Source organism: Aliiroseovarius sediminilitoris, assembly GCF_900109955.1.
Classification (GTDB): Bacteria; Pseudomonadota; Alphaproteobacteria; order Rhodobacterales; family Rhodobacteraceae; genus Aliiroseovarius; species Aliiroseovarius sediminilitoris.
Window position 1 is genome coordinate 991,652 of the sequence record NZ_FOJB01000001.1, and the last position, 21,506, is coordinate 1,013,157.

Here is a 21,506-nt window from a genome sequence, read left to right on the forward strand (position 1 = left end):
ATGCAAACGCATTTTACTGACGAGCAGTTGAAAGACCCTGCGATCAAGCGCGCCAATGAAATCCTGCGTTCTTGCGTGCATTGCGGGTTTTGCACGGCGACCTGCCCCAGCTATCAGGTGCTGGGGGATGAGCTCGACAGCCCGCGCGGACGCATCTATCTGATCAAGGACATGTTGGAGGCCGGGCGGCCTGCCGACAAGAAAACAGTCGAGCATGTGGATAAATGCCTGTCCTGCCTTGCCTGCATGACCACCTGTCCGTCCGGCGTGCATTACATGCATCTGATCGACCACGCCCGCGCGCATATCGAAAAAACCTATAAGCGCCCGCTGTTTGACCGGCTGCTGCGCTGGACACTGGCGCAGATCATCCCCTATCCGGGCCGGTTCCGGCTGGCGATGCAAGCGGCCCGATTGGGTCGCCCGCTGCGCAAATTCATGCCAGACCCGCGACTGGAGGCGATGCTGGAAATGGCACCGCCCAAGTTGCCAAAACCCAGCCCGAACGATAAGCCGCAAACCTTTCCGGCCAAGGGTGCGCGCAAGAAACGCGTGGCGCTGTTGACCGGTTGCGCGCAGAAGGCACTGGACACGGACATCAATGACGCAACGATCCGCCTGCTGACGCGACTGGGCTGTGACGTGGTGGTGGCCAAGGGCATGGGGTGTTGCGGGGCGCTGACCCATCACATGGGCAAAGAGCGTGAGAGCCACGCCCAGGCTGGTGCAAATATCACCGCCTGGATCGCCGAGAAAAACGGCGCGGGGCTGGACGCCATCGTCATCAACACTTCAGGGTGCGGCACGACCGTCAAGGATTACGGGCACATGTTCCGCAATGACGCGTTGGCCGAAGATGCTGCGACGGTGTCGGCATTGGCCATGGATGTCAGCGAACTTCTGATGAAACTCGATCTGCCCGAAGCGCAGATGAACAAGCGGGTGGCCTATCATTCGGCCTGTAGTTTGCAACACGGCCAGCAGGTCAAAACCCACCCCAAAACGCTTTTGAAACGCGCAGGATTCGAGGTCGTCGAACCCGTCGATGCCCATCTATGCTGCGGGTCCGCCGGGACGTATAACCTGATGCAGCCCGCGATCTCGCAAGAGTTGAAACGCCGCAAGGTCGCTAATCTGGAAGCCAAAACGCCCGAGATCATCGCAGCCGGTAATATTGGCTGCATGATGCAGATCGGATCGGGCACAGGTGTCCCGGTGGTTCACACGGTCGAGTTGTTGGATTGGGCAACCGGGGGGCCACAGCCACGCAAATTGACCTGACCATGGCAGTTTTTTCTTTTTCCTGTCCCCATTTTCGCCCTAAACATATGGTGAGAGGGTGGAAGAACCGCCCCACCAGAGGCAGAGAAATGAAGAAACTAATCGCTATGATGGCGGTGGGCCTATGGCTTGCCAGCCCTTTGGTCGCATCCGATCCGTCACCGCTGCGAACCTTGATGACAGGGGATGAAAGCCGGGGATGGGAAGGCGTAGGGCGGTTGAACATCGGCGCAGGTGGCTTATGCACTGGCGCGATGATTGGCGAAAACCTGGTGCTGACTGCTGCGCATTGCATGTTTGACAAAACCACGGGCGAACGTGTTCAACCCAAAGACATTCAGTTTCTGGCGGGCTGGCGCAACGGTCGGGCGTCGGCCTATCGCGGGGTGCGCCGGGCGGTTGTGCATCCTGATTTCACCTTTTCAGGCGATGACAAGGCTGCCCGCGTTGTGAACGATCTGGCGGTGCTGGAGTTGGATCAGCCGATCCGCAAAAGCTCGGTCAAGCCGTTCGCCATTCATTCCCGCCCGCGCAAGGGGGCCGAGGTCGGCGTCGTGTCCTATGCGCATGATCGCGCAGAAAGTCCGGCATTGCAGGAAATGTGTAAGGTGCTCGCGCGTCAAAGCGGGGCGCTGGTGCTGAGTTGCTCAGTCGATTTCGGCTCGTCCGGTGCGCCGGTTTTTGTGGTGCAGGATGGAAAGCCCGCGATTGTGTCGGTGATTTCGGCAAAGGCAATGGTGCGGAACATTCCTGTGTCGCTGGGCACCAGCCTTGAAAAACCGCTGGCGGACCTCATGGATATGCTTGCCAATGGCGATGGCGTCTTTGCGCGCGTGCAGCCCGTGTCGCGCCCACCGGTAAGCAACTTCGGAACCGGTGCCGCCGGCCCGGGCGGCGCAAAATTCCTGCGCCCGTAATGCTAAGGTTGCGCTGCTTTTTCCTTTGTTTCTCGGCACTTCTTCTAACGCTTCCCGCCGCGATGGCGGAAGAGTCCACGAGCCTGCGCCGCTTGACCAAACGTGAAGACTTGTTTGGATACGAGGCTGTTGGGCGTCTGGATTTCGGGCAAACGGGTTATTGCACCGGTGTCTTGATTACAACAGACCTTGTTCTGACAGCCGCCCATTGTCTGCGCAGTGTTGCGCGTGCGGGCCATGTCCAGGGGCTTCGCTTTCGGGCAGGTTTGCGCGACGGGCGCGCCGTGGCAACTCGCAACGCGAAACTGGCGATCATGCATCCGGACTATGACCCCAATCAGCGGATGAATGCTGTGAATATTCGCAACGATGTTGGATTGGTGCAACTTGACGCCCCAATTGCGGCGGCGGTCGCAGCCCCGTTTGCGGTTGCGCAGCTTCCACCCACCAAACGGAAAGTGTCGGTGGTCAGCTTCGGGGAAGGGCGCGATGCTGCCCTGTCGCGGCAAGCGGTCTGTGACGTATTGGGGCGAAATGCAGGTTTGCTGGCCTTTGATTGCGATGTCACGTTCGGATCGTCCGGGGCCCCGGTGTTTGACGACAGCGCACGCCGCGTGCGCATCGTGTCGCTCGTGTCCGCGGGAACGCGGGGCGGGCGCAACAAGATCGCCTATGGCACAGAATTGTTCGAGCGTGTGGCCGAAATAAAGCGTGCCCTGCGGGCCGGAACAGGCATCATTGGTAAAACCGGTTTTAAGCCTCGCCGATTAGGCGTCGGGCAGTCGAATGATGGTGGCGCGAAATTTCTGCGTCCCTGACCCCTTGAAGGGCGAAAAAACTTCCATAAATCTGTGGCACGGGCGCCGAAGGATCGGGCCCGGAACTCTGCCTGTCCCAGTGAAGGGAAGGCGCAACACTGTCGCTTTCAGGAGGACACCATGCGTAACTTTGACCTTTCGCCCCTATACCGCGCCACCGTCGGTTTCGATCAGATCGCCGACTTGATGGACCGGGTGCTGACCAATGACGTGAGCCGCGAAAGCTATCCGCCCTATAACATTGAAAAGATCGCTGACGACGGTTGGCGCATTTCGGTTGCCGTGGCGGGCTTCACCGAAGACGAACTGTCGGTGGAAGTTCGCGAAAACGCCTTGGTCATCTCGGCCAAGAAGGCGGACGAGGAAGAGCGGACCTATCTGCACCGTGGCATTGCCACGCGTGCGTTCGAGCGCCGCTTTCATCTGGCCGACCATGTGCGCGTGACGGGCGCATCCCATGAACATGGTATGTTGCATATCGACCTTGTGCGCGAAGTGCCCGAGGCTTTGAAGCCGCGCCGGATCGAGATTGCAAAATCCAAGGACGTGGAACGCAAAGCGATCGAAGCCTAAACATGGCTTGATCATCCGATAAGATGGGCGCGGAGGACAACCTCCGCGCTTTTGTTTTACACGGTCTGACGTCGTTCCTGTTCCAGCAGGTAAAAGCTGGCCGCCAGAATGATCGCGGTGCCCAGCCACATGGACCCGGTTGGCAGAAAACCGAAAACGGCAAATCCCAGCACCACGTTGAACACCAGCTTCAGATGGTCAAACGGTTGCAGGAAGGCCGCATCGGCCAGCGAGTAGGCACGCACCAGCACATGCTGTGCAAAGGCGGTCAATAGCCCGGCACCGACCACCAGCCAGATTGCGTCCATCGGCAGGGTGAACCCTGACCCAAGCGCCAAAGCGGCATTGATCGGGCTGAGGAGGACCAGAAGATAGATCGTGACTGTCTCCGGCCCATCTGCGCGGGTCAGAAACTTCGTGATCACCGAACTGGCCGCCCAAAGGGCGGCGGCGCCGACGGGCAGAAGGGCCACAAGCTCGAACCGGTCGGACCAGGGTTCAAGGATGACTGCACCGCCGATGATCCCAAGAAGGACCGCACCCCAGCGATGCATGGACACCGTTTCACGCAGGAACAGCCCCGCACCGAGTGTCACAAAAAACGGGGATAGTAAGATAAGTGCGATGGCCTGCCAGATCGGAACATACGCCAAGCCCAGCGTCCAAAGCTGGACACCTCCGGCGGCCAAGGCGACGCGCAGAATATGCAACCAGACCTGCCCGGTTTTTATCGCCGCCGCACGGTGGCGAACCACCCATGGCAGGTAAAACCCCAAAGCGATCAGATATTGCCAGAACGTAACCGAGGGCGCGGACGCCCCCATTTTCATTGTCGCCCCTTGCAGAGCTGTGTTCACGACGGCGAAGCTTGCGCCTGCCAGAACCATGAGACCAGCGGCCTTCACAGGCGTGGTCAGTGTCAGTTGATGAGCCATTGCGCAATGTCCTTTCTTCCTTACGCGTTGACCCAAGGCAGAAGGACAAGGCGCGCGGGAAAACCCGTCGCGCCTTTGACCATCCTCTTCCATCCGGACTTTAACCGTCGGCCCCGGAATTTCACCGGATCTGCTGACCCAGGCGTTTCATTAGAAACGCGAGGCGCTCGCGGGCTGTAACCGCCGGTGGGGAATTTCGCCCCGCCCTGAGAATGTCGCCACCCCGGCCGGGGCAGCGACAGGGAAGATAGGTTCGGGATGGCGCGCGGTCAAGCGGCCTTAGTTCGACAGGCTTTCGGCCAGACGCATCAGCGTGACCGCCTCGGCCCGGTAGCCATAAGGGTCGTCGCCCTTGGACCCGTTGGCCAGCGCGATGGCGTCGGAGTACGTCCAGTCGCCAAGATATTTGTCCTCGCGCAGCAACTGGCCGAAGCCAGCGATGGCGGCGGCAAACTGCTGTTCGCTGCCCGCTTTGTCCGCATCGGACATGATCGGCGTCTCGATCAACGTGCTGACATCCTCGCCGGGGCGTTTGTAGCGCAGTTTGAGAAAGCCAATCTCGTCCGACCCATCCGCGTCAGGGCTCGGGGCATAGCGTAGCGCGTCTGTCAAAACGGCATCCGAGCCGACAGGCGTGACCTCGTAGATCGCCGTCACCTGATGGCCCGCCCCAATCTCGCCCGCGTCCACCTTGTCATTGTTGAAGTCCTCGCGCGCCAAGGTGCGGGTTTCATAGCCGATCAGACGGTATTCCGCGATTTGGGTAGGGTTGAACTCGATTTGTATTTTTACGTCATCAGCAAGGGGGTAAAGCACGCCGGAAAGCTGATCGACGAGCACTTTTCGCGCCTCGCCCAGCGTATCGATATACGCGGCCTGCCCATTTCCGTTCTGCGCCAGTGCCTGCATGGTCGCGTCATCCAGATTGCCGCGCCCGAAGCCCAGGATCGACAGATAGGTGCCGGTGTCGCGCTTGTCCGCAATGAAATCCTTCAGCGCGTCGGGGTCGTGAATGCCCACATTGAAATCACCATCCGTGGCCAGCAGCACTCGACCAACTTCGCCGTCAGCGGCCATGCGGTCCGCAATCTGATATGCCAGTTCGATCCCTTGCGCACCAGCGGTCGATCCACCAGCATCCAACCGGTCCAGAGCGCCCAGAATGGTGTCACGATCTGCGGCTTTGGTGGGTTCCAGAACCTCGCCTGCGCTGCCAGCATAAGCGACGATGGCGACCTCATCCTCCGGCCGCAATTCGGATAACATCAGGCGCAGGCTTTGCTTCAGAAGCGGCAGTTTATCGGGGTCTGACATCGACCCGGACGTGTCGATCAGGAACACCAGGTTCAGCGGTGGGCGGTCCGTGATCATCTCGCCCTGAATGCCGATTTGCACCAGTTGCGTGCCGGAATTCCACGGCGTTTGCATCGTCGTAACCGTGGGTGCGAACGGATGCGGCCCCTCGGGCGCGGGGTAGGTGTAGGGGAAGTAGTTCACCATTTCCTCGATCCGCACCGCGTTCGGGTTGGGCAGATAGCCCGATTTCAAATCGCGCCGCACCACCGCATAGCTGGCCGTGTCCACGTCGATCGAGAAGGTGGAAACCGGGTCCTCGGTTGTAATTTTCAGGGGCGAAGGGACCTCGTTGGCGTATTCTTCGCCGCGTGCATCCCGCGGCACGGGTAGGATGCCGGGCATGTCGTCATACTTGATGTAACCGTCGCTGTCCGCAAAGGGCGATCCGTCCGCTTCCATCAACGGTTCGGCGACAACGGAAGGGGTGGCTTGCCCGGTCTGCGCACGCAACTCAGTCGTGCTGTCAGACCGAGTCCGTGCGGGCGGCTGTGCAACTTTTCCCAAAGGTTTGGGGGCGGACGGCGCGATTGCTTCTTCGCGTTCAATCAGCGTGTCATCGACTGTGGGTGTCGGGGTCATCGTCACCCCCGGCATTTCCACCCGATCAACATTCGGCATCACCACCAGCACGGCAAAGCCCACCGCCACCAGCGCGGTCGTCGCAGCCAATCCGCCGCGTGTGTTCAACGCATTCAACATTTCAAGAACTCCTTTTCCAAGCGCCCCGAATTTCGGAGCGTCAGAAGTAGGACGCGCGCCGTCACGCGATCCTTGGAGGTCATCGAAATTTTTCATCGCAAGCGCCAGATCGGCCTCTTTCTTTGAGGCGTCCGGGGCAGGTGGGGCCGCGTGCAGGGCGGCCTTCAGATCGTCCAGATCGTCGGTCATATCGCGTCCTCCTCAGCCCGCATCGCACGCAGGCGTTTCTTCACTTCGGACATCCGCCAGGCGATGGTGCCTTCGGACAGACCCAGAACGTCGCCGGCTTGCGCCTGTGTCAATTCTTCACCAAGAACCAATGCGACGGTGTCACGTAACTCGTCGGGCAGGGCGGTCATGGCCTGGGTCAGCCAATCCTGCGCCTCGGTCTCTTCCCGGATGGCTGCGCGCCGGTTCACTTCCCAATCACCCCAGCCATCGGCAGCCCGCGCGTGGGTTGCAGCACGGCGGCGACGGTCATGGGCGGCATTCACGGCAATGCGGTAGAGCCAGGTTGTGAACCGTGCCTCGGCCCGGAAACCTTTTAGCTTGGCGGGCAGGGCCGCGCAGATATCTTGCGTCAGGTCTTCGGCATCCGCCCGATTTCCCATCATCCGGAACGTAAACGCGAACAGCCGGTCATAGTGGCGTGACAGCAGGGCCGCGAAGGCAGCCCTGTCCCCTGTCACCGCCGCTGCGGCCAGTTCCTCGTCCTGATCGGTCATCATCTTCACATAGAGTAAGACGCGGGCGAAACGTCAATCCTTGGCGGAAATACGAAAAAAGGCGGCAGGTTGCCCCACCGCCTTGAACCTATTGCTTTTTCACTCAGATCAGACCGACATGCAGATATATTTCATCTCAAGGAAATCCTCGATCCCGTGGCGTGAACCTTCGCGGCCAAGGCCCGATTGTTTCACGCCACCAAACGGTGCGGTTTCGGTCGAGATGATGCCGGTGTTCACCCCGACGATCCCGTATTCCAGCGCCTCGGCCACTTTGTAGACACGGCTCAGGTTGTTGGCATAGAAATACGACGCCAGCCCGAAAATCGTGTCGTTGGCCTGTGCGATCACGTCATCTTCATCCTTGAACTTGAACAAGGGCGCCATGGGTCCGAAGGTCTCGTCCGTGGCGACCTCCATATCACGCGTGGCGTTCTTGATAATTGTGGGTTCGAAGAACAGCCCGCCTTTTTCGTGCTCCTTGCCGCCCAAAATGATCTCGCCGCCCTTGGAGGTTGCGTCGGCGATGTGCTCGCGCACTTTTTCAACCGCGCTTTGCGAGATCAATGGACCCAGGGCAATGCCTTCGTTCAACCCGTCACCGACGGGCAGGGCGGACACGGCCTTGGTGAAGCGCTTGGCGAATTCGTCATAGACGCCTTCCTGCACATAGATCCGGTTGGCGCAGACGCAGGTCTGGCCATTGTTGCGGAATTTGCAGGCGATGGCGCCTTCGACGGCGGCATCCAGATCGGCGTCGTCAAACACGATGAAGGGCGCGTTGCCGCCCAGCTCCATCGAGCATTTCAGCACCTGATCGGCGGCCTGACGCAGCAGGATGCGGCCAACATTGGTCGATCCTGTGAAAGTCAGCTTGCGCACCAAGGGGTTCTCGCAGAACTCCTTGCCGATGTCTGAACTGCGCGAGCTGGGCACGATGTTGAACACACCGGCCGGGATGCCCGCACGGTCAGCCAGGACGGCCAGAGCGGTGGCAGACAGCGGTGTCTCCGCCGCCGGACGCCCCACAAAGCCACATCCTGCCGCGACAGCCGGGCCGCATTTGCGTGTGATCATCGCGTTGGGGAAGTTCCACGGCGTGATCGAGGCGACGACCCCGATCGGCTGACGGATCACCATCAGCCGCTTGTCGGGTTGGTGGCCGGGGATGGTTTCGCCATAGATGCGTTTTGCCTCTTCGCCGAACCATTCGATGAAGCTGGCACCATAGGCGATCTCGCCGGTCGCCTCGGCCAGGGGTTTGCCCATTTCAGCGGTCAGGATGGTGGCCAGGTCGCCCTGGTTTTCCATCATAAGGTTGAACCATTTGCGCATGATGCCCGCGCGTTCTTTCGCGGTGCGCTTGGCCCATTCGCGGCCCGCCTTATCGGCGCAGTCGATCGCGTGCGCGACTTCGGCGCGGGACAGATCTGCCACTTTGGCAATCACATCGCCGCGTGCGGGGTTCTTGACATCGAAGGTTGCGCCGTCTTTGGCATCGATCCATTCGCCGTTCACATAGGCGCGGGTTTCGACCAAGGACGGGTCTTTCAGCAAGCTCTTCAGCTCGGTTGCATTGGCGGCCATTTTCCTCTCCCATAGCTCTGGTGTCGTTCGGGGTGGTCCCGACGCAATCACAGGACATCTGTCATGAATTTCGACATAGCCTATGCGAACGCGGATTTCATCCCGAATGGATACGATTTCCCGGCAAAATGGCAGAAATTGGCGAGCGACTTTCGCGCATCGCACAAGAATCTTCGGCTTGACCTGCCGGATGGCGAAGATGCTTCGAACGCGTTTGACCTGGTGTTGCCTGACACGCCACCCAAGGGCTTGATAGTGTTCGTTCATGGCGGGTATTGGAAGGCGTTCGGACGCCGCGACTGGACCCATCTTGCGGCGGGTTCGGTTGCGCAGGGTTACGCTGTAGCCCTGCCATCCTATCCGCTTGCGCCAGACGCGCGCATATCCCAGATCACGCGCTTTGTCGCGAAGGCCATCGACACCGCGGCCGCGCATGTAACCGGCCCCATTCGGCTGGTCGGTCATTCCGCCGGTGGGCATCTGGTGGCGCGGATGAACTGTCATGATGTGCCGTTGGTCTGTCGTGACCGAATTGTGCGAATCATGCCGATTTCGCCGCTGGGGGATTTGCACCCCCTGATGCAAACCGCCATGAATGACACGCTTCGTATTGACGAGGCCGAGGCGCAGTCGGAAAGCCCCGCCCTGATAGACCGGCGCGCCGGTATTCCAACCACGGTCTGTGTGGGGGCGGACGAGCGTCCTGCCTTTCTGGATCAGGCCCGTGACCTCGCGCTATTCTGGTCCGAGGCCGATCTGGTCATCATTCCCGACCGACACCATTTTGATGTGATCGAGCCACTGATGGACCCGGACAGCGATATGGTAGCCGATCTGTTGCGTTAGGCTCTAGCGGCCGAAATCTTCCAGCGCACGGTGGTCGATGGTTTCAAGCACGGGGATCATCACCTCAAGGTCCGCGCCTTCGGCCTGAATCAAGATCCTGCCATCGACGATGCCTGACAATTCTCCATCCTGATTAAGATATTTCATCCTCCCGACACGTTCAAGCTTTGCCCCCATCAGCCCGGCATTGGACAGCATCCCAGACAGCGCGCCCACCATCGGGTTATTCGCCATGATGGTGATCGAAAACTCTTCCGACCCATTGGAATAGGTCGCCTCGGCCCCCGCGCCGCCACCCAGCATGGCAAGGCCCGCATTCATCTCGGTCGACACCTCACGCGTCCAACCCTCGGGGGCGTCCGGCAGAAACTTGGCCAGGTCCGCTGTTTTCATCGCCTGAAGCAATTGTTTGGCGTATTCCAGTTCTTCCAGCGTGTAGGTGATGTCGCCTTCCTCATAGGCTTTCAGGGCGCTTTGAAGCGTATCGGTCACTTCGTCTGCTCCGGCAAGGGTTGGTGCCAGCAGGGTGGCCAGAGCAACGGCTTTGAACAAGTGTTTCATAAGATCCTCCTCAAGAAAATTTCTCGGCCCATGCGGGCAATGTGTCATGTTTAGCGGGCTTTGCCGCGTAAACCCCGCGCGCGATGGCACGGGCCAGACAGGTGGCAGCGGCATGACCCAGACGCAGCGCATCAAAGTCTGCGTCAGGCATGGCGTGTGCCCCTGTGGCGGCGGCAAATACCAGGTCGCCATCAAAGGGTGTGTGGCTGGGATGGATCGCGCGCGCCATCCCGTCATGAGCGGCGGTGGCCAGTCGGGTGGCCTGCGCTTGGGTCAGGTCCGCATCGGTGGCGATGATCGCGATGGTGGTGTTTTCGCCCAGCCGCGCCTCGGGCCGAGGTTCAGTGCTCGGGTCGTTGGTGCCCATGCCACGTGCGCCAAACTCGCTGTTCATCTCCCAGGGTGCGGCCCAGAATGTGGGACCGTCGCCCATTGTTACCGCGCCCAAAGCATTCACCGCCACCAATGCGCCCACGGTGACGCCGTTGTCCATCACCAATGAGGCCGAGCCTAACCCGCCCTTCAACCCGTCAACCGTAGCACCGGTGCCCGCGCCGGTCGTGCCAAGTGTGAAATCTTCGCTTGCCACTTCCAGTGCCGCCCGACCGAGCGCCTTATAAGGGTTCTCGGCCCAGCCCTTGTCGCCGCCGTTCAGAAGATCAAAAAGGATCGCGCCCGGCACAATCGGCACGCGCTGGTCGCCCACCCGAAACCCGCGATCCTGCGCGCGCAACCCGTCCGCCACGCCGGATGCTGCATCCAGACCAAAGGCTGATCCGCCCGACAGAACCAATGCATCCACTTGCTGCACCAGCTTGTCAGGGGCCAGCAGGGCGGTTTCGCGGGTCCCCGGCGCACCGCCCATGATGTGAACGCCCGCCGTGAATGGGGCATCACCCACCAGCACGGTGCTGCCGGTCTTGATCACCTCGTCCTGGGCATTGCCGACCCGCAGGCCAGCGACATCAGTGATCAGATTGCGGGGTCCGGGTTTCATCTCGTTCTCTTTTTCTTGTCACAAATATCCCACGGGGGTCCGGGGGTGTGAAACCCCCGGAGCATCAGATGCACCGCCCGCCGTCGACTTCCATCGCAACGCCCGTGACCATTGACGCTTCGTCCGAGCACAGGAAACACGCCGCGTTGCCCATATCCTCGGGGGTTGAAAACCGGCCCAGCGGGATGGTGGACAGGAACTTGGCGCGCATCTCGGGCGTGTCCTCGCCCATGAAGCTGGACAGAAGCGGCGTCTCGCCCGCAACCGGGCAGATCGCGTTGACGCGAACGCGATGTGGGGCCAGTTCAACCGCCATCGCTTTGGTCGCGGTGATCATCCAACCCTTGGAGGCGTTGTACCAGTTCAGGTTCGGGCGCGGGCTAAGCCCGGCGGTCGAGGCCACGTTCAGGATCGCGCCCGCGCCTGCCGCCTTCATCGACGGCACGAAATAACGCGCCATCAGGTAAACCGATTTGGCGTTGACGGCAAAGACGCGGTCGAACTCGCCCTCGTCAACCTCTTCCATCGGTTTGGGCAAATGTGTGATGCCCGCATTGTTCACGACTATGTCCACATGGCCCCAAAGCTCATGCGCCGCGCGGGCCATTTGGGCGACGCTGTCACCGCTGGAGACATCGACGTGATGGGCCACGCCGCCCGCCTCGGCAGCCACCGCGCGGGCCAGATCGTCATTCAGGTCGGCGACCATCACGCTTGCGCCCTCGGCTGCGAATTTGCGAACAATACCAGCGCCGAAGCCTGACGCACCGCCGGTCACGATCGCCGTTTTACCCTGAAGCCGCATCCGATCCCCCCTTGGTTGCTGGGCCGAGCTTGCGCCGATTTGCGCAGCGGTGCAAGTCAACCGCGCGGGGTCAGCCAATGCACCTGATCCAGCCCGGCGAACCGCGCAAATCGCGACAGTTCGGCGTCCAGCTTGGCATGGCGCGCGGCAACCCAGCGCACGCCGGGCTCAGGCCAGAAGCCAATCACGCTCAGAGTCTTGGCCTTGCGATCCGCTTTCAGCTCGATCCGCCCGACGAAGCGGTCGCCTTCCAGCACAGGATAGACGTAATAGCCCCAGCGTCGTTTGGGCTTGGGGACGAACATTTCGTTGCGGTAGTCGAAGCCGAACAGACGCTCCAACCGGGCGCGGTCGCGGATGGCCGGGTCAAACGGGTTCAGGATGCGCAACCGCGTGGTGGGCGCGGGCAGGGTGGCGAGCCGCGTTTCGATGTCAGGATGGGCAAGGGAAGTGACCGACCCCTTGTCAGCCGTCTCGATTTCGACCGGCACCAGTTCGGCGGCGTCACACCAGTTTTTGGCCTCACGCGCGCTCATCGCCTCCCAGAAACGACCCACCTCGCCACTCGTGCCGAAGCTCAGCCGGTCCATCGCGGCAGAGCACAGCCAGTCGACGGCGTGGGCATCCTCGGCGGGGTCATGCGTGGGGAAAACCCGTTCGCCAAGGTCATAGAACTTCACGAAGTTTTCGCGGTGGCAGGTTGCCAGTTCGCCCGCATACCACATCTGATCCAGCGCCTTCTTGTGCGGCGGGCGCGCCCACATCTCGCGGGTTTCGGCCTTGGTGTCGAAGGCGTGGGTGGACAGTGCGCCCTCGTCCGTGATGCGTTGCCGAATCTCGGCGATTTGGGCTTGTCCCAACCCCGATTGATACCAGTCATGCCGCGCCACCCGCGCGCCCAGACGGTCAAACTGGCGCCGCCAGAATGGCAGAACACGCATGTCGATCAGGCTGGCGTCATGGGTGAAATGTTCGAACACATCACGCTGGGCCAGCCGATCCCAGATCATCCCTTCACGGACATTCTGATTACGGCTCCATAGGATGTGGTTGTGCGCGCGGGTCACGTTGCGGATCGTGTCGATCTGAACGAACCCCAACCGCCTGATGATCGCGTCGAGGTCCAGCGGGCCGGTGGGCGTGTCCGACAGGGCGTTGGTCCACAGCCACAAGTGTCGCGCCTGCTTGTTTGAAAGTTTCAGGTGCGCGCCCATGCCTTACCCGTGTTTCGCGGCGATGGTTTTGAGTTGCGAGAAGCCGTAAAGCGCTTCGAACCCTTTTTCGCGTCCGTGACCCGATTTCCCGACACCGCCGAAGGGCAGTTCAACCCCGCCACCCGCGCCGTAATTGTTGATAAACACCTGCCCCGCACGCAGCCGTTTCGCCAGCCGCATCTGGCGCGCACCGTCGGCGGTCCAGATGCTGGCCACCAGACCGTAATCGGTAGAGTTTGCGATCTGAACGGCTTCTTCTTCGGTCTTGAAAGGGATGATGACCTGGACTGGGCCGAACACTTCGTCGCGCGCCAGCGGGTGGTCTGGCGGCACATCGGCAAAGAGGGTCGGGGCCACGTAATGCCCGCCTTCGGGGACGTCTGTGATCTGCCCCTGCCCGGCGATGCGCAGATCATTACCTTTTCTCAAGAATGTTTCGACGATTTCTTTCTGGCGGGCCGAGATCAGGGGGCCAACATTCAGATCGGCAGTCGCAGGTCCGACTTTCAAGGCGTCATAGGCCGCACCCATCCGCGCCACCACGTCATCATAGACGGCGCGCTGCACCAGCACCCGTGAACTGGCCGAGCAGGTCTGGCCCGCGTTCTGGATGCAAGCGCCCACCAGAAAGGGCAGGGCGGCGTCCAGATCGGCATCGTCGAACACGAGCTGAGGTGACTTGCCCCCAAGCTCCAACGTCACCGGCACCACGTTTTTCGCGGCGGCGGCTTGCACCAAACCGCCCACGGACACCGAGCCCGTGAAGCTGATATGCTGAACGCCGGGATGGGCGGACAGGGCAGCGCCCGCTTCCTCGCCCAGCCCGGTGACGACGTTCAAGGCACCCTTGGGCAACCCTGCTTCTTCGGCCAGTCGCGCGAAGGCGAGCGCGGTCAGGCAGGCTTCCTCGGCTGGTTTCAACACGCAGGCATTGCCCATCGCAAGTGCCGCCCCGACGGACCGGCCGATGATCTGCATCGGATAATTCCACGGCACGATATGACCCGTGACTCCGTGCGGTTCACGCAGGGTATAGACCGTGTAGCCATCAAGATATGGGATCGTCTGACCCATCACCTTGTCGGCAGCCCCCCCGTAAAACTCCATATAGCGGGCCAGTGCCACGGCGTCGTTGCGCGCTTGGGTGAGGGGCTTGCCCACATCGCGCGCCTCAAGCGCGGCCAGATCATCCACGCGCGTTTCAACCAACTGCCCGATTCGGGTCAGAATGCGCCCGCGCTCGGTGGCGGTCATGCGACCCCAATCGCCTTCCAGTGCGGATTGCGCGGCGGTCACGGCGGCGTCGATTTCATCAGCAGTGCCGCGCCCGATTTGCGTGAAAACCTTGCCGGTCGAGGGGTCTTCGACGGGCAGCGTGCGCTCGGTCTTGCGCCACAGACCGCCAATCAGGATCTCGGTCGGATCGAACCAAAGGTCTTCCATCTTAAGCCTCCTTCCACGCGGGCGGGATGACCGGCGCGGCGTTGATCAGGGTTTGTGTATAGGCGTGTTGGGGCGCGGCAAAGACCGCATCCGTCGCGCCGTCCTCGACGATCTTTCCCGCCTTCATCACCAGCACCCGGTCAGTGATCGAGCGCACCACGCCAAGGTCATGGCTGATGAACAGATAGCCCATCCCGTGACGCGCCTGAAGGTCTGCCAGCAGGTCGAGGATACCGGCGCGGATCGAGACATCAAGCGCTGACACGGCTTCGTCCAGAATGATCAGTTCCGGCCGCAGTATCAGCGCGCGGGCGATGGCGATGCGTTGGCGTTGGCCACCAGAGAACTCGTGCGGATACCGGGTCATGGCGTCTGCGTCCAAGCCGACCTCGGCCAGCGCATCGTGCACTCGGTTGCGCCAGCCTTCGGGGCGGCTGCCCAGCAGGTGAAAGGGCTCGGCGACCAGCCGTTCGACAGTCCAGCGGGGGTTGAAGCTGCCATAGGGATCTTGAAACACCACTTGCAGCCCGGCGCGGCGGGCGTGCGGCATGTCGGGCGCGATGGGCGTGCCATTCAGAAGGATCTCTCCGCTTTGCAGCGGTTCCAGACCCAGAATGGCGCGGCTGAGCGTCGATTTCCCGCAGCCGCTTTCGCCGACCAATCCAAGGCTCTCGCCCTTGTTCAACGTGAAGCTGACCCCATCCACGGCGCGAAATTGCGGGGTCGAACCAAACAGGTGCGTGCGGGGCAGGGGGTAGTCACGCACCGCACTGCGCACCTCAAGCAGCGGCGCGTCTTTCGGAATGGCCTGACCGTCCGGCACGTGGCCGGAGGCATCCAGCAACTTCCGCGTATAGGGGTGCGACATGGTGCGAAACAGCGGCTCGGTTTCACCCTGCTCAACGATCTCGCCCTTGCGCATGACGGCGACATGATCGGCCATGCCCGCCACCACGGCCAGGTCGTGGGTGATCAGCAGAAGCCCCATACCCTCTTCGGCGACCAGCTCTTTCAGCAGCCCAAGAATCTGCGCCTGCGTGGTCACATCCAGCGCCGTGGTTGGTTCATCCGCGATCAACAGATCGGGATGCAGGGCGATGGCCATGGCGATGCAAACCCGCTGCCGTTGTCCACCGGACAGCTCATGCGGATAGCGATCCAGCGGGAAGCGATCTTGCGGCAGGCCCACGCGGGCGAGCTTCTCGGCTGCGATGCGCTTGGCGTTGTCACGACTGGCACGGCCATGGACCAACAGCGTCTCGGCCACCTGATCGCCGATGGTCTTGACCGGGTTCAGCGCGGTCATCGGTTCCTGAAAGATCATCGAGATGCGGCGCCCGCGGATGCTGCACATCGCGTCTTCGTCCAGCGTCGTAAGGTCGGTGTCCTCTAACCTCATCTGCCCGGATTGGATCATGCCGCGTGGCAAAAGCCCCATCAGGGCAAGCGCCGTCATCGACTTGCCCGACCCGCTTTCGCCCACCAGTCCGACCACCTGTCCGGGCGCAATGGCCAGATCCACATCGCGCAGGATCGGAATGTTGTGGATCGACAGGCTCAGGTTTTCGATCCGGATCATCCGCGCGCCCTTCTGATCCGGGGATCAAGCAGATCGCGCAGCCCGTCACCCATCAGGTTCAGGCCCAGCACCATCACGACGATGGCCAGCCCCGGCGCGATGGCCAGGCGCGGGTGGGAATAGATCATGGTCTGCGCATCCGCCAGCATTCGCCCCCAACTGGCTGTCGGGGGCTGCGCGCCAAGGCCCACGTAGCTCAGCCCAGCTTCTGCCAGAATGCCCAGCGAGAACTGTATGGTGCCCTGCACGATCAGCAGGTTTGCGATGTTGGGCAGGACGTGTTCGACACTGATCCTGGCTTTGCCCTTGCCAGCGACGCGCGCGGCCAAGATGAATTCTTGTGTCCAGATCGTCAGCGCGCCACCGCGTGCCACACGCGCGAACACGGGGATGTTGAAAATGCCGATGGCGATGATGGCATTGGTCGCGGACGGGCCGAAGGTTGCGGTGATCAGGATGGCGATGACGAGTGACGGGAACGCGAAGATCAGGTCATTACCGCGCATGATGACCTCGTCCAGCCTCCCGCCCCGATGGGCTGCGGCTAAAAGACCAAGCGGCACGCCAAGCGCCATGCCGATGCCCACGGCAAGCACTGCCACGGCGATGGAAATACGCCCGCCCTCCATCAGCATCGACAGAAGATCGCGCCCGAAATGGTCGGTGCCCAAAAGGAACTCTGCTGACGGGGCGCGTAGCTTCGCGGCAATGTTCAGCGCGGTGACGTCATAGGGCGTCCAGAGGAATGACAGAAGGGCCGCCGCCAGCAAGACGGTGCTGAACGCCGCACCAATCCAAAGCTGGGCGGGCAGACGGATCATCTGCGCCTCCGCAATCGGGGATCAACCAGCGCGTAGGCCACATCAACCAAAAATGTCACAAGGATCACTGCAAAAACCAGCAACATCACCACACTTTCCACGACGACAAGGTCACGCTGCGTGATGGCCTGAAAGATCAGGCGCCCAAGACCGGGCAGGAAAAAGACGTTTTCGATGATGATCGCGCCGGCCAGCAGGAAGCTGAATTGTAATCCGATGATGGTTAGCACCGGGATCAGTGCGTTGCGCAGTGCGTGGCGGCGCGTGGCCTGAGCGATGCTCAGCCCCTTGGCGCGGGCGGTGCGCATATAGTCCTGATGCAGAACATCCAGCAGTGATGATCGCATGACACGGGCCAGAATTGACGCTTGCGGCAAGGCAAGGGCCACTGCGGGCAGGGTCAACGCCTTGATTGCGGGCCAGAACCCTTCATCCCAACCCGGGAACCCTCCGGCAGAAAACCAACGAAGCTGCACGGCAAAGACCATCACCAACAGCATCGCAAACCAGAAATTCGGCACGGCGATGCCCAGTTGCGTGACCCCCATGATGGCATAGTCGGCGGGATTGCCGCGCCTGGCGGCGGCAAACAGGCCGACAGGGATGGCGATCAGAGTGGAGAGACATAGAGCAAGCAGCGCGAGCGGCAATGAGACCTGAAGCCGCTCCAGCACCAGTTCGGACACCGGCACGCGATAGGTATAGGACAGGCCGAAATCCCCGGTTACTAGCCCGCCCACCCAACCCAGATACCGGGCGGGTAGCGAGCCATCCAACCCCAGTTCCACGCGTAGGGCGGCAATCGTTTCCGGCTGAGCATTCAGCCCCAGCATGAAGGACGCCGGATCGCCGGGGATTACCTCGATCATCGCGAAGATCACCAACGAGGCAACCACAAGACTGAGGCCAAGCGACAAGGCGCGGGTCAGGACAAAACTCAACATGATCGCGAGGGTAGTCGGAGCCACGCCCTTCCGAAAGGGGGAAAAAGTGTGGCGCGCGTGGTTAGATTTTCACCTCGACACCGGGCAGGTTCAGGGCCTTCATCAACTCGCGCAATTCCTGACGAGCCGCGACGTTCGAGATGTTCATCTGCCCCACCACTCCGATATCGCGCAGGTCAAGCAGGGTCAGGCCACGCGGGAACAATTCACGGAAGATGACCCTTTCGTTAAAGCCGGGGGCCACACGAAAGCCGATGCGCTTGGACAGATCATCGACCGCATCGCCCATCTTTTTCTTGTTGTGCATCATCTGTGCGCCCAGACGGTTGCGCACCACGATCCAGTCAATCGGTTTCAGCCCGGCCTTGGCGCGAAGCTGACGTGCGTTCCAAACCATCTCGGAATAGACCGAGGGGCCTTTGACCTTGTTGGTGTCCGGGTCGATATGGGCCAGCAGGTCGAAATCAACAAAACTGTCATTCAGCGGCGTGATCAGCGTGTCCGCCAGTGAATGCGCGACCTGGCTCAGCCGCGTGTGCGATCCGGGGCAGTCGATGATGATGAAATCCCGATCCGCCTCCAGTTTCGCCACGGCCATGGACAGGCGGCGATCATAAGGGTTTTCGCCGGGTTTCAGCGTGGCGGGATCGACTTCGGGCAAGTCGTGGTATTCGGGGGTGGCGAGATCAACCCCGGCGCGCGCCATGGTGGCTTTGCGGTTTTCGACAAAGCGGCCAAAGGTCTTCTGGCGCAGATCCAGATCAAGAACCCCGACCTTATGCCCCAGCCGCGCAAGCGCAGTTGCCACATGCATGGACACGGTGGATTTACCGGCCCCGCCCTTTTCGTTTCCGACCACGATAATATGCGCCACGCCTGTATCCCCGACTGTTGTGCAGCTTCTTATGTGCGGGGACTATAAATACGAAGCCCAGCGGGGGGAAGGTGTTCTGCGCATTGAAATCCGGGTTGAGTCTTCAGTGCCATAGGGGCTGAATTTGGGTATAGCCAGACGCAACGAAAAACGCCGCCCCACTTGGGACGGCGTTTCTGCCTCGAAAGAGGTTGGGCTTAGAAGCCAAAACCTTCGTATTTCGATTTGAATTTCGACACGCGACCACCGGTGTCCAGCAGGCGCGAGCTGCCGCCATTCCATGCCGGGTGCGCCGTTGGGTCGATGTCCAGCGACATGGTATCGCCTTCCTTGCCCCAGGTCGATTTCATCTGCACGATCGTGCCGTCGGTCATCTTGACGTCGATCATGTGGTAGTCGGGATGGATATCCTTTTTCATAACGACGCTCCTTATGCTTTCTTGGTTTTGTAGTTTGCATCTTCTGCGATACGTGCCGATTTACCGCGGCGGGTCCGCAGGTAATACATTTTCGCACGACGCACGCGACCACGGCGAACCACGGTGATGCTGTCGATGTTGGTCGAATGCAGCGGGAACACACGTTCCACGCCTTCGCCAAAGGAAATCTTGCGAACAGTGAACGAACCGGCAATGCCTGCGCCGTTCTTACGGCTGATGCAAACGCCTTCATAGTTCTGCACACGGGTGCGCGACCCTTCGGTCACTTTGAAGCCGACACGGATGGTGTCACCGGCTTTGAAATCGGGAATGTCTTTTCCCAGGGCGGCAACTTGTTCCGCCTCAAGCTCTGCGATCAGGTTCATCTGACCATCTCCTATCTATGCTTGCGGTTGGTCCGCAAAGTTAGCTGCCGTCCAAGAGCTCCGTGTCTTCACCGGGTCCGCATGTGCGCCCGCAGGAGGTCGTCCGTCGTTTCTTTTTCCGTTCTTCAGCCGGGTTTTGGGATGCAGAAGAAAGCACCACCCCAAATGAAAAACGCCCGCGCGACTCGGAAGAGTGGCAGACGGGCGGTGTATAGGCCCAATTTACCAGCGGATCAAGCGGTTTGGAGGCGGTTGAAGCGGGACAGAAAAGGCGGAAGCCGCACCCGGGAAAAAAGATGCGGCTTCCTTCACTTCGGCATTCGTGAGTGGTGTCCGTCAGACGAGGACGAGGGGTGTCGAAAATTCGTTCCGTGCTGAGCGGAACATGGGGATGCGACGCTTGAGGGTCGCCGAGGGGCGCTGAGTGCAAGACGCGCGTTTCTTTTGCGCAAGGGCGTTCAGTGCGTTGATGCGGTTTTGTTTCGCTGTGATCAAAAGTTCCATGTCGTTCACCTTTCCTTGCCGTGTGTCGGTCGTTCAGAGTTCGAAGTTCACAAACTGTTTTCAATCGAAAAGAGACTAAGAAAGATGGTCGCGTGTCGGTCTGCGAAATCTTTTGAAATGGGTGGTTCGGTCTATCGTTGATTAAACGTCGCACGCCCAATAAATGACACAAATTCACCTTTCTCGGTTCCCCATAAATGGCGAGTACGAAAGGTTATAAGTCGCGAGTTTTTAGATGTTTTAGAAACAGTTAAGGGTTATTTTTGTGAACAGTTACACTTTTCGAAACAACGCCACAAAAAAGCCTTGATTGAATTTGGACGAAACCGGTCATTCAGCCCCGTCTTTGTCCCGTTTCCGCCGCAATGATTCCCACAAATCTGGCCTGCGCTCGCGTGTAAGTTGTTCACTCGCCTCGCGCCGCCAGGCCGCGATCTTGCCGTGATGACCCGATGTCAGAACCTCGGGAATGGTGCGGCCGCGCCATTCGGCGGGGCGGGTGTATTGGGGATGTTCCAGCAGCCCAGCGGAAAAACTTTCCTCTTCGGTCGAGGCTTCGTTGCCCAAAACGCCCGGCAGAAGCCGCACGGTGGCATCCAGCACAGCTTGGGCGGCGATTTCACCGCCGGTCAGGACGAAGTCGCCCAGACTGACCTCTTCAACCTCGTATTCCTCCAGCACCCGTTCATCGACGCCTTCAAACCGCCCGCACAGGATGGTCAGGCCGTCGCAGGCGGCAAAGCGGTGCGCCATGGCCTGATCCAAAGGCTTGCCGCGCGGCGACATGTAGAGGATCGGCCATTTGGCGCGGTCGCTGGATACGCCGGATTGCGCGGTGTCGATGGCATTCCCCAAGACATCGGCGCGCAGCACCATACCCGCCCCACCACCCGCCGGGGTGTCGTCGACATTGCGGTGCTTTCCTTCGCCAAACGGTCGCAGGTCGATCGGTTCCAGCGCCCATAGCCCTTCGTTCAAAGCCCGCCCGGTCAGGCTTTCGCCCAGCACGCCGGGAAAGGCGCCGGGAAACAGGGTGATGACCTTTGCGGTCCAGACCCCGGCATAGCGCGGCGTGTCGGTCATCAACTCGCGCGGTTTAAGCGATGCCGAGACCGCAATTTTGCCGTGCGATTTCATAGCGCGAGACTTGGGGCTTGCGCTTGCATCGGTTGAAGGGGCTCTTGGTTTGCTCGTCATGGCGCCTCCCATACCGGGTTTCGGA

General features: G+C 60.8%; 21 protein-coding genes and 1 riboswitch. Of the genes, 5 read left to right on the forward strand and 16 right to left on the reverse strand.

The annotated features are described in order from the left end of the window. The 4 genes from glcF to BMY55_RS04910 all read left to right on the forward strand — a co-directional run bounded on the left by glcF (nucleotide 1) and on the right by BMY55_RS04910 (nucleotide 3,589). Nucleotides 1-1,281 carry a glycolate oxidase subunit GlcF gene (glcF, locus tag BMY55_RS04895; RefSeq protein WP_091428817.1) on the forward strand — a complete coding sequence of 427 codons (1,281 nt, stop codon included), beginning with the start codon at nucleotides 1-3 and terminating at the stop codon, nucleotides 1,279-1,281. An 89-nt stretch (nucleotides 1,282-1,370) separates the two neighbouring features. Then, nucleotides 1,371-2,198 (forward strand): trypsin-like serine peptidase, encoded by an 828-nt coding sequence (locus BMY55_RS04900; RefSeq protein ID WP_091428819.1) that lies wholly within the window; start codon nucleotides 1,371-1,373, stop codon nucleotides 2,196-2,198. A 62-nt stretch (nucleotides 2,199-2,260) separates the two neighbouring features. Continuing rightward, complete coding sequence (locus tag BMY55_RS04905; protein ID WP_091428821.1) at nucleotides 2,261-3,016, forward strand: trypsin-like serine peptidase; 756 nt, start codon at nucleotides 2,261-2,263, stop codon at nucleotides 3,014-3,016. Nucleotides 3,017-3,136: 120 nt separating this feature from the next. Then, the gene (locus BMY55_RS04910; protein WP_091428822.1) at nucleotides 3,137-3,589 is read left to right on the forward strand and encodes an Hsp20 family protein; all 453 of its coding nucleotides are present in this window, start codon (nucleotides 3,137-3,139) and stop codon (nucleotides 3,587-3,589) included. 56 nt (nucleotides 3,590-3,645) lie between these two features. Here BMY55_RS04910 and BMY55_RS04915 read toward each other — a convergent pair whose 3' ends face one another. The 4 genes from BMY55_RS04915 to BMY55_RS04930 all read right to left on the reverse strand — a co-directional run bounded on the left by BMY55_RS04915 (nucleotide 3,646) and on the right by BMY55_RS04930 (nucleotide 8,891). Beyond that, complete coding sequence (locus BMY55_RS04915; protein WP_091428824.1) at nucleotides 3,646-4,524, reverse strand: DMT family transporter; 879 nt, start codon at nucleotides 4,522-4,524, stop codon at nucleotides 3,646-3,648. A gap of 77 nt (nucleotides 4,525-4,601) precedes the next feature. After that, nucleotides 4,602-4,742: riboswitch (FMN riboswitch) on the reverse strand. Between the two features lie 61 nt (nucleotides 4,743-4,803). Then, entirely contained in the window at nucleotides 4,804-6,768 is a 1,965-nt protein-coding gene (locus BMY55_RS04920) for a vWA domain-containing protein (protein WP_091428825.1), read from the reverse strand. Then, a complete protein-coding gene (locus tag BMY55_RS04925) occupies nucleotides 6,765-7,304 on the reverse strand; it encodes an RNA polymerase sigma factor (RefSeq protein WP_091432043.1) in 540 nt (179 codons plus the stop codon). The genes BMY55_RS04920 and BMY55_RS04925 overlap by 4 nt, the downstream gene beginning before the upstream one ends. Nucleotides 7,305-7,412: 108 nt before the next feature. Beyond that, nucleotides 7,413-8,891 (reverse strand): NAD-dependent succinate-semialdehyde dehydrogenase, encoded by a 1,479-nt coding sequence (locus BMY55_RS04930; RefSeq protein WP_091428826.1) that lies wholly within the window; start codon nucleotides 8,889-8,891, stop codon nucleotides 7,413-7,415. 63 nt (nucleotides 8,892-8,954) lie between these two features. On the opposite strand from BMY55_RS04930, the gene BMY55_RS04935 reads away from it, so the two are divergent. Continuing rightward, entirely contained in the window at nucleotides 8,955-9,737 is a 783-nt protein-coding gene (locus BMY55_RS04935) for an alpha/beta hydrolase (RefSeq protein WP_091428827.1), read from the forward strand. A gap of 3 nt (nucleotides 9,738-9,740) precedes the next feature. Here the strand turns inward: BMY55_RS04935 and BMY55_RS04940 are convergent, their stop codons facing one another. From BMY55_RS04940 to trmD, 12 genes are all read right to left on the reverse strand, one after another. Beyond that, entirely contained in the window at nucleotides 9,741-10,298 is a 558-nt protein-coding gene (locus tag BMY55_RS04940) for a hypothetical protein (protein ID WP_091428828.1), read from the reverse strand. A 10-nt stretch (nucleotides 10,299-10,308) separates the two neighbouring features. Next, on the reverse strand, nucleotides 10,309-11,295 hold the full coding sequence (locus tag BMY55_RS04945; protein ID WP_091428829.1) for a P1 family peptidase: 987 nt from the start codon (nucleotides 11,293-11,295) through the stop codon (nucleotides 10,309-10,311). A 64-nt stretch (nucleotides 11,296-11,359) separates the two neighbouring features. After that, a complete protein-coding gene (locus tag BMY55_RS04950) occupies nucleotides 11,360-12,100 on the reverse strand; it encodes an SDR family oxidoreductase (RefSeq protein ID WP_091432044.1) in 741 nt (246 codons plus the stop codon). Between the two features lie 56 nt (nucleotides 12,101-12,156). Then, nucleotides 12,157-13,314 carry a winged helix-turn-helix domain-containing protein gene (locus BMY55_RS04955; RefSeq protein ID WP_091428831.1) on the reverse strand — a complete coding sequence of 386 codons (1,158 nt, stop codon included), beginning with the start codon at nucleotides 13,312-13,314 and terminating at the stop codon, nucleotides 12,157-12,159. A gap of 3 nt (nucleotides 13,315-13,317) precedes the next feature. After that, the gene (locus BMY55_RS04960) at nucleotides 13,318-14,757 is read right to left on the reverse strand and encodes an aldehyde dehydrogenase family protein (RefSeq protein ID WP_091428832.1); all 1,440 of its coding nucleotides are present in this window, start codon (nucleotides 14,755-14,757) and stop codon (nucleotides 13,318-13,320) included. Between the two features lies 1 nt (nucleotide 14,758). Beyond that, nucleotides 14,759-16,336, reverse strand: a complete 1,578-nt coding sequence (locus BMY55_RS04965; protein ID WP_091428833.1) for an ABC transporter ATP-binding protein — start codon at nucleotides 16,334-16,336, stop codon at nucleotides 14,759-14,761. After that, complete coding sequence (locus BMY55_RS04970) at nucleotides 16,333-17,157, reverse strand: ABC transporter permease (RefSeq protein WP_407639004.1); 825 nt, start codon at nucleotides 17,155-17,157, stop codon at nucleotides 16,333-16,335. The genes BMY55_RS04965 and BMY55_RS04970 overlap by 4 nt, the downstream gene beginning before the upstream one ends. Continuing rightward, the gene (locus BMY55_RS04975; protein WP_091428835.1) at nucleotides 17,154-18,101 is read right to left on the reverse strand and encodes an ABC transporter permease; all 948 of its coding nucleotides are present in this window, start codon (nucleotides 18,099-18,101) and stop codon (nucleotides 17,154-17,156) included. Before BMY55_RS04975 ends, BMY55_RS04970 begins: the two co-directional genes overlap by 4 nt. 61 nt (nucleotides 18,102-18,162) lie before the next feature. Next, nucleotides 18,163-18,975: a division plane positioning ATPase MipZ gene (locus BMY55_RS04980; protein WP_091428842.1), complete on the reverse strand. Its 813-nt coding sequence runs from the start codon at nucleotides 18,973-18,975 to the stop codon at nucleotides 18,163-18,165. 197 nt (nucleotides 18,976-19,172) lie between these two features. Beyond that, nucleotides 19,173-19,394 carry a 50S ribosomal protein L31 gene (gene rpmE, locus BMY55_RS04985; protein WP_091428845.1) on the reverse strand — a complete coding sequence of 74 codons (222 nt, stop codon included), beginning with the start codon at nucleotides 19,392-19,394 and terminating at the stop codon, nucleotides 19,173-19,175. An 11-nt stretch (nucleotides 19,395-19,405) separates the two neighbouring features. Further along, a complete protein-coding gene (gene rplS / locus BMY55_RS04990; RefSeq protein WP_091428846.1) occupies nucleotides 19,406-19,780 on the reverse strand; it encodes a 50S ribosomal protein L19 in 375 nt (124 codons plus the stop codon). Nucleotides 19,781-20,614: 834 nt separating this feature from the next. Beyond that, nucleotides 20,615-21,421, reverse strand: coding sequence for a tRNA (guanosine(37)-N1)-methyltransferase TrmD (gene trmD, locus BMY55_RS04995; protein ID WP_091428849.1), 807 nt, complete (start codon nucleotides 21,419-21,421; stop codon nucleotides 20,615-20,617). Between the last annotated feature and the right edge of the window lie 85 nt (nucleotides 21,422-21,506).

What these genes read in the sequence shown, in the direction of transcription:
- glcF (WP_091428817.1), top strand. Translation starts at nt 1, where the DNA reads ATGCAAACGCATTTTACTGACGAGCAGTTGAAAGACCCTGCGATCAAG.
- BMY55_RS04900 (WP_091428819.1), top strand. Translation starts at nt 1,371, where the DNA reads ATGAAGAAACTAATCGCTATGATGGCGGTGGGCCTATGGCTTGCCAGC.
- BMY55_RS04905 (WP_091428821.1), top strand. Translation starts at nt 2,261, where the DNA reads ATGGCGGAAGAGTCCACGAGCCTGCGCCGCTTGACCAAACGTGAAGAC.
- BMY55_RS04910 (WP_091428822.1), top strand. Translation starts at nt 3,137, where the DNA reads ATGCGTAACTTTGACCTTTCGCCCCTATACCGCGCCACCGTCGGTTTC.
- BMY55_RS04915 (WP_091428824.1), bottom strand. Translation starts at nt 4,524, where the DNA reads ATGGCTCATCAACTGACACTGACCACGCCTGTGAAGGCCGCTGGTCTC.
- BMY55_RS04920 (WP_091428825.1), bottom strand. Translation starts at nt 6,768, where the DNA reads ATGACCGACGATCTGGACGATCTGAAGGCCGCCCTGCACGCGGCCCCA.
- BMY55_RS04925 (WP_091432043.1), bottom strand. Translation starts at nt 7,304, where the DNA reads ATGACCGATCAGGACGAGGAACTGGCCGCAGCGGCGGTGACAGGGGAC.
- BMY55_RS04930 (WP_091428826.1), bottom strand. Translation starts at nt 8,891, where the DNA reads ATGGCCGCCAATGCAACCGAGCTGAAGAGCTTGCTGAAAGACCCGTCC.
- BMY55_RS04935 (WP_091428827.1), top strand. Translation starts at nt 8,955, where the DNA reads ATGAATTTCGACATAGCCTATGCGAACGCGGATTTCATCCCGAATGGA.
- BMY55_RS04940 (WP_091428828.1), bottom strand. Translation starts at nt 10,298, where the DNA reads ATGAAACACTTGTTCAAAGCCGTTGCTCTGGCCACCCTGCTGGCACCA.
- BMY55_RS04945 (WP_091428829.1), bottom strand. Translation starts at nt 11,295, where the DNA reads ATGAAACCCGGACCCCGCAATCTGATCACTGATGTCGCTGGCCTGCGG.
- BMY55_RS04950 (WP_091432044.1), bottom strand. Translation starts at nt 12,100, where the DNA reads ATGCGGCTTCAGGGTAAAACGGCGATCGTGACCGGCGGTGCGTCAGGC.
- BMY55_RS04955 (WP_091428831.1), bottom strand. Translation starts at nt 13,314, where the DNA reads ATGGGCGCGCACCTGAAACTTTCAAACAAGCAGGCGCGACACTTGTGG.
- BMY55_RS04960 (WP_091428832.1), bottom strand. Translation starts at nt 14,757, where the DNA reads ATGGAAGACCTTTGGTTCGATCCGACCGAGATCCTGATTGGCGGTCTG.
- BMY55_RS04965 (WP_091428833.1), bottom strand. Translation starts at nt 16,336, where the DNA reads ATGATCCGGATCGAAAACCTGAGCCTGTCGATCCACAACATTCCGATC.
- BMY55_RS04970 (WP_407639004.1), bottom strand. Translation starts at nt 17,157, where the DNA reads ATGATCCGTCTGCCCGCCCAGCTTTGGATTGGTGCGGCGTTCAGCACC.
- BMY55_RS04975 (WP_091428835.1), bottom strand. Translation starts at nt 18,101, where the DNA reads ATGTTGAGTTTTGTCCTGACCCGCGCCTTGTCGCTTGGCCTCAGTCTT.
- rpmE (WP_091428845.1), bottom strand. Translation starts at nt 19,394, where the DNA reads ATGAAAAAGGATATCCATCCCGACTACCACATGATCGACGTCAAGATG.
- rplS (WP_091428846.1), bottom strand. Translation starts at nt 19,780, where the DNA reads ATGAACCTGATCGCAGAGCTTGAGGCGGAACAAGTTGCCGCCCTGGGA.
- trmD (WP_091428849.1), bottom strand. Translation starts at nt 21,421, where the DNA reads ATGAAATCGCACGGCAAAATTGCGGTCTCGGCATCGCTTAAACCGCGC.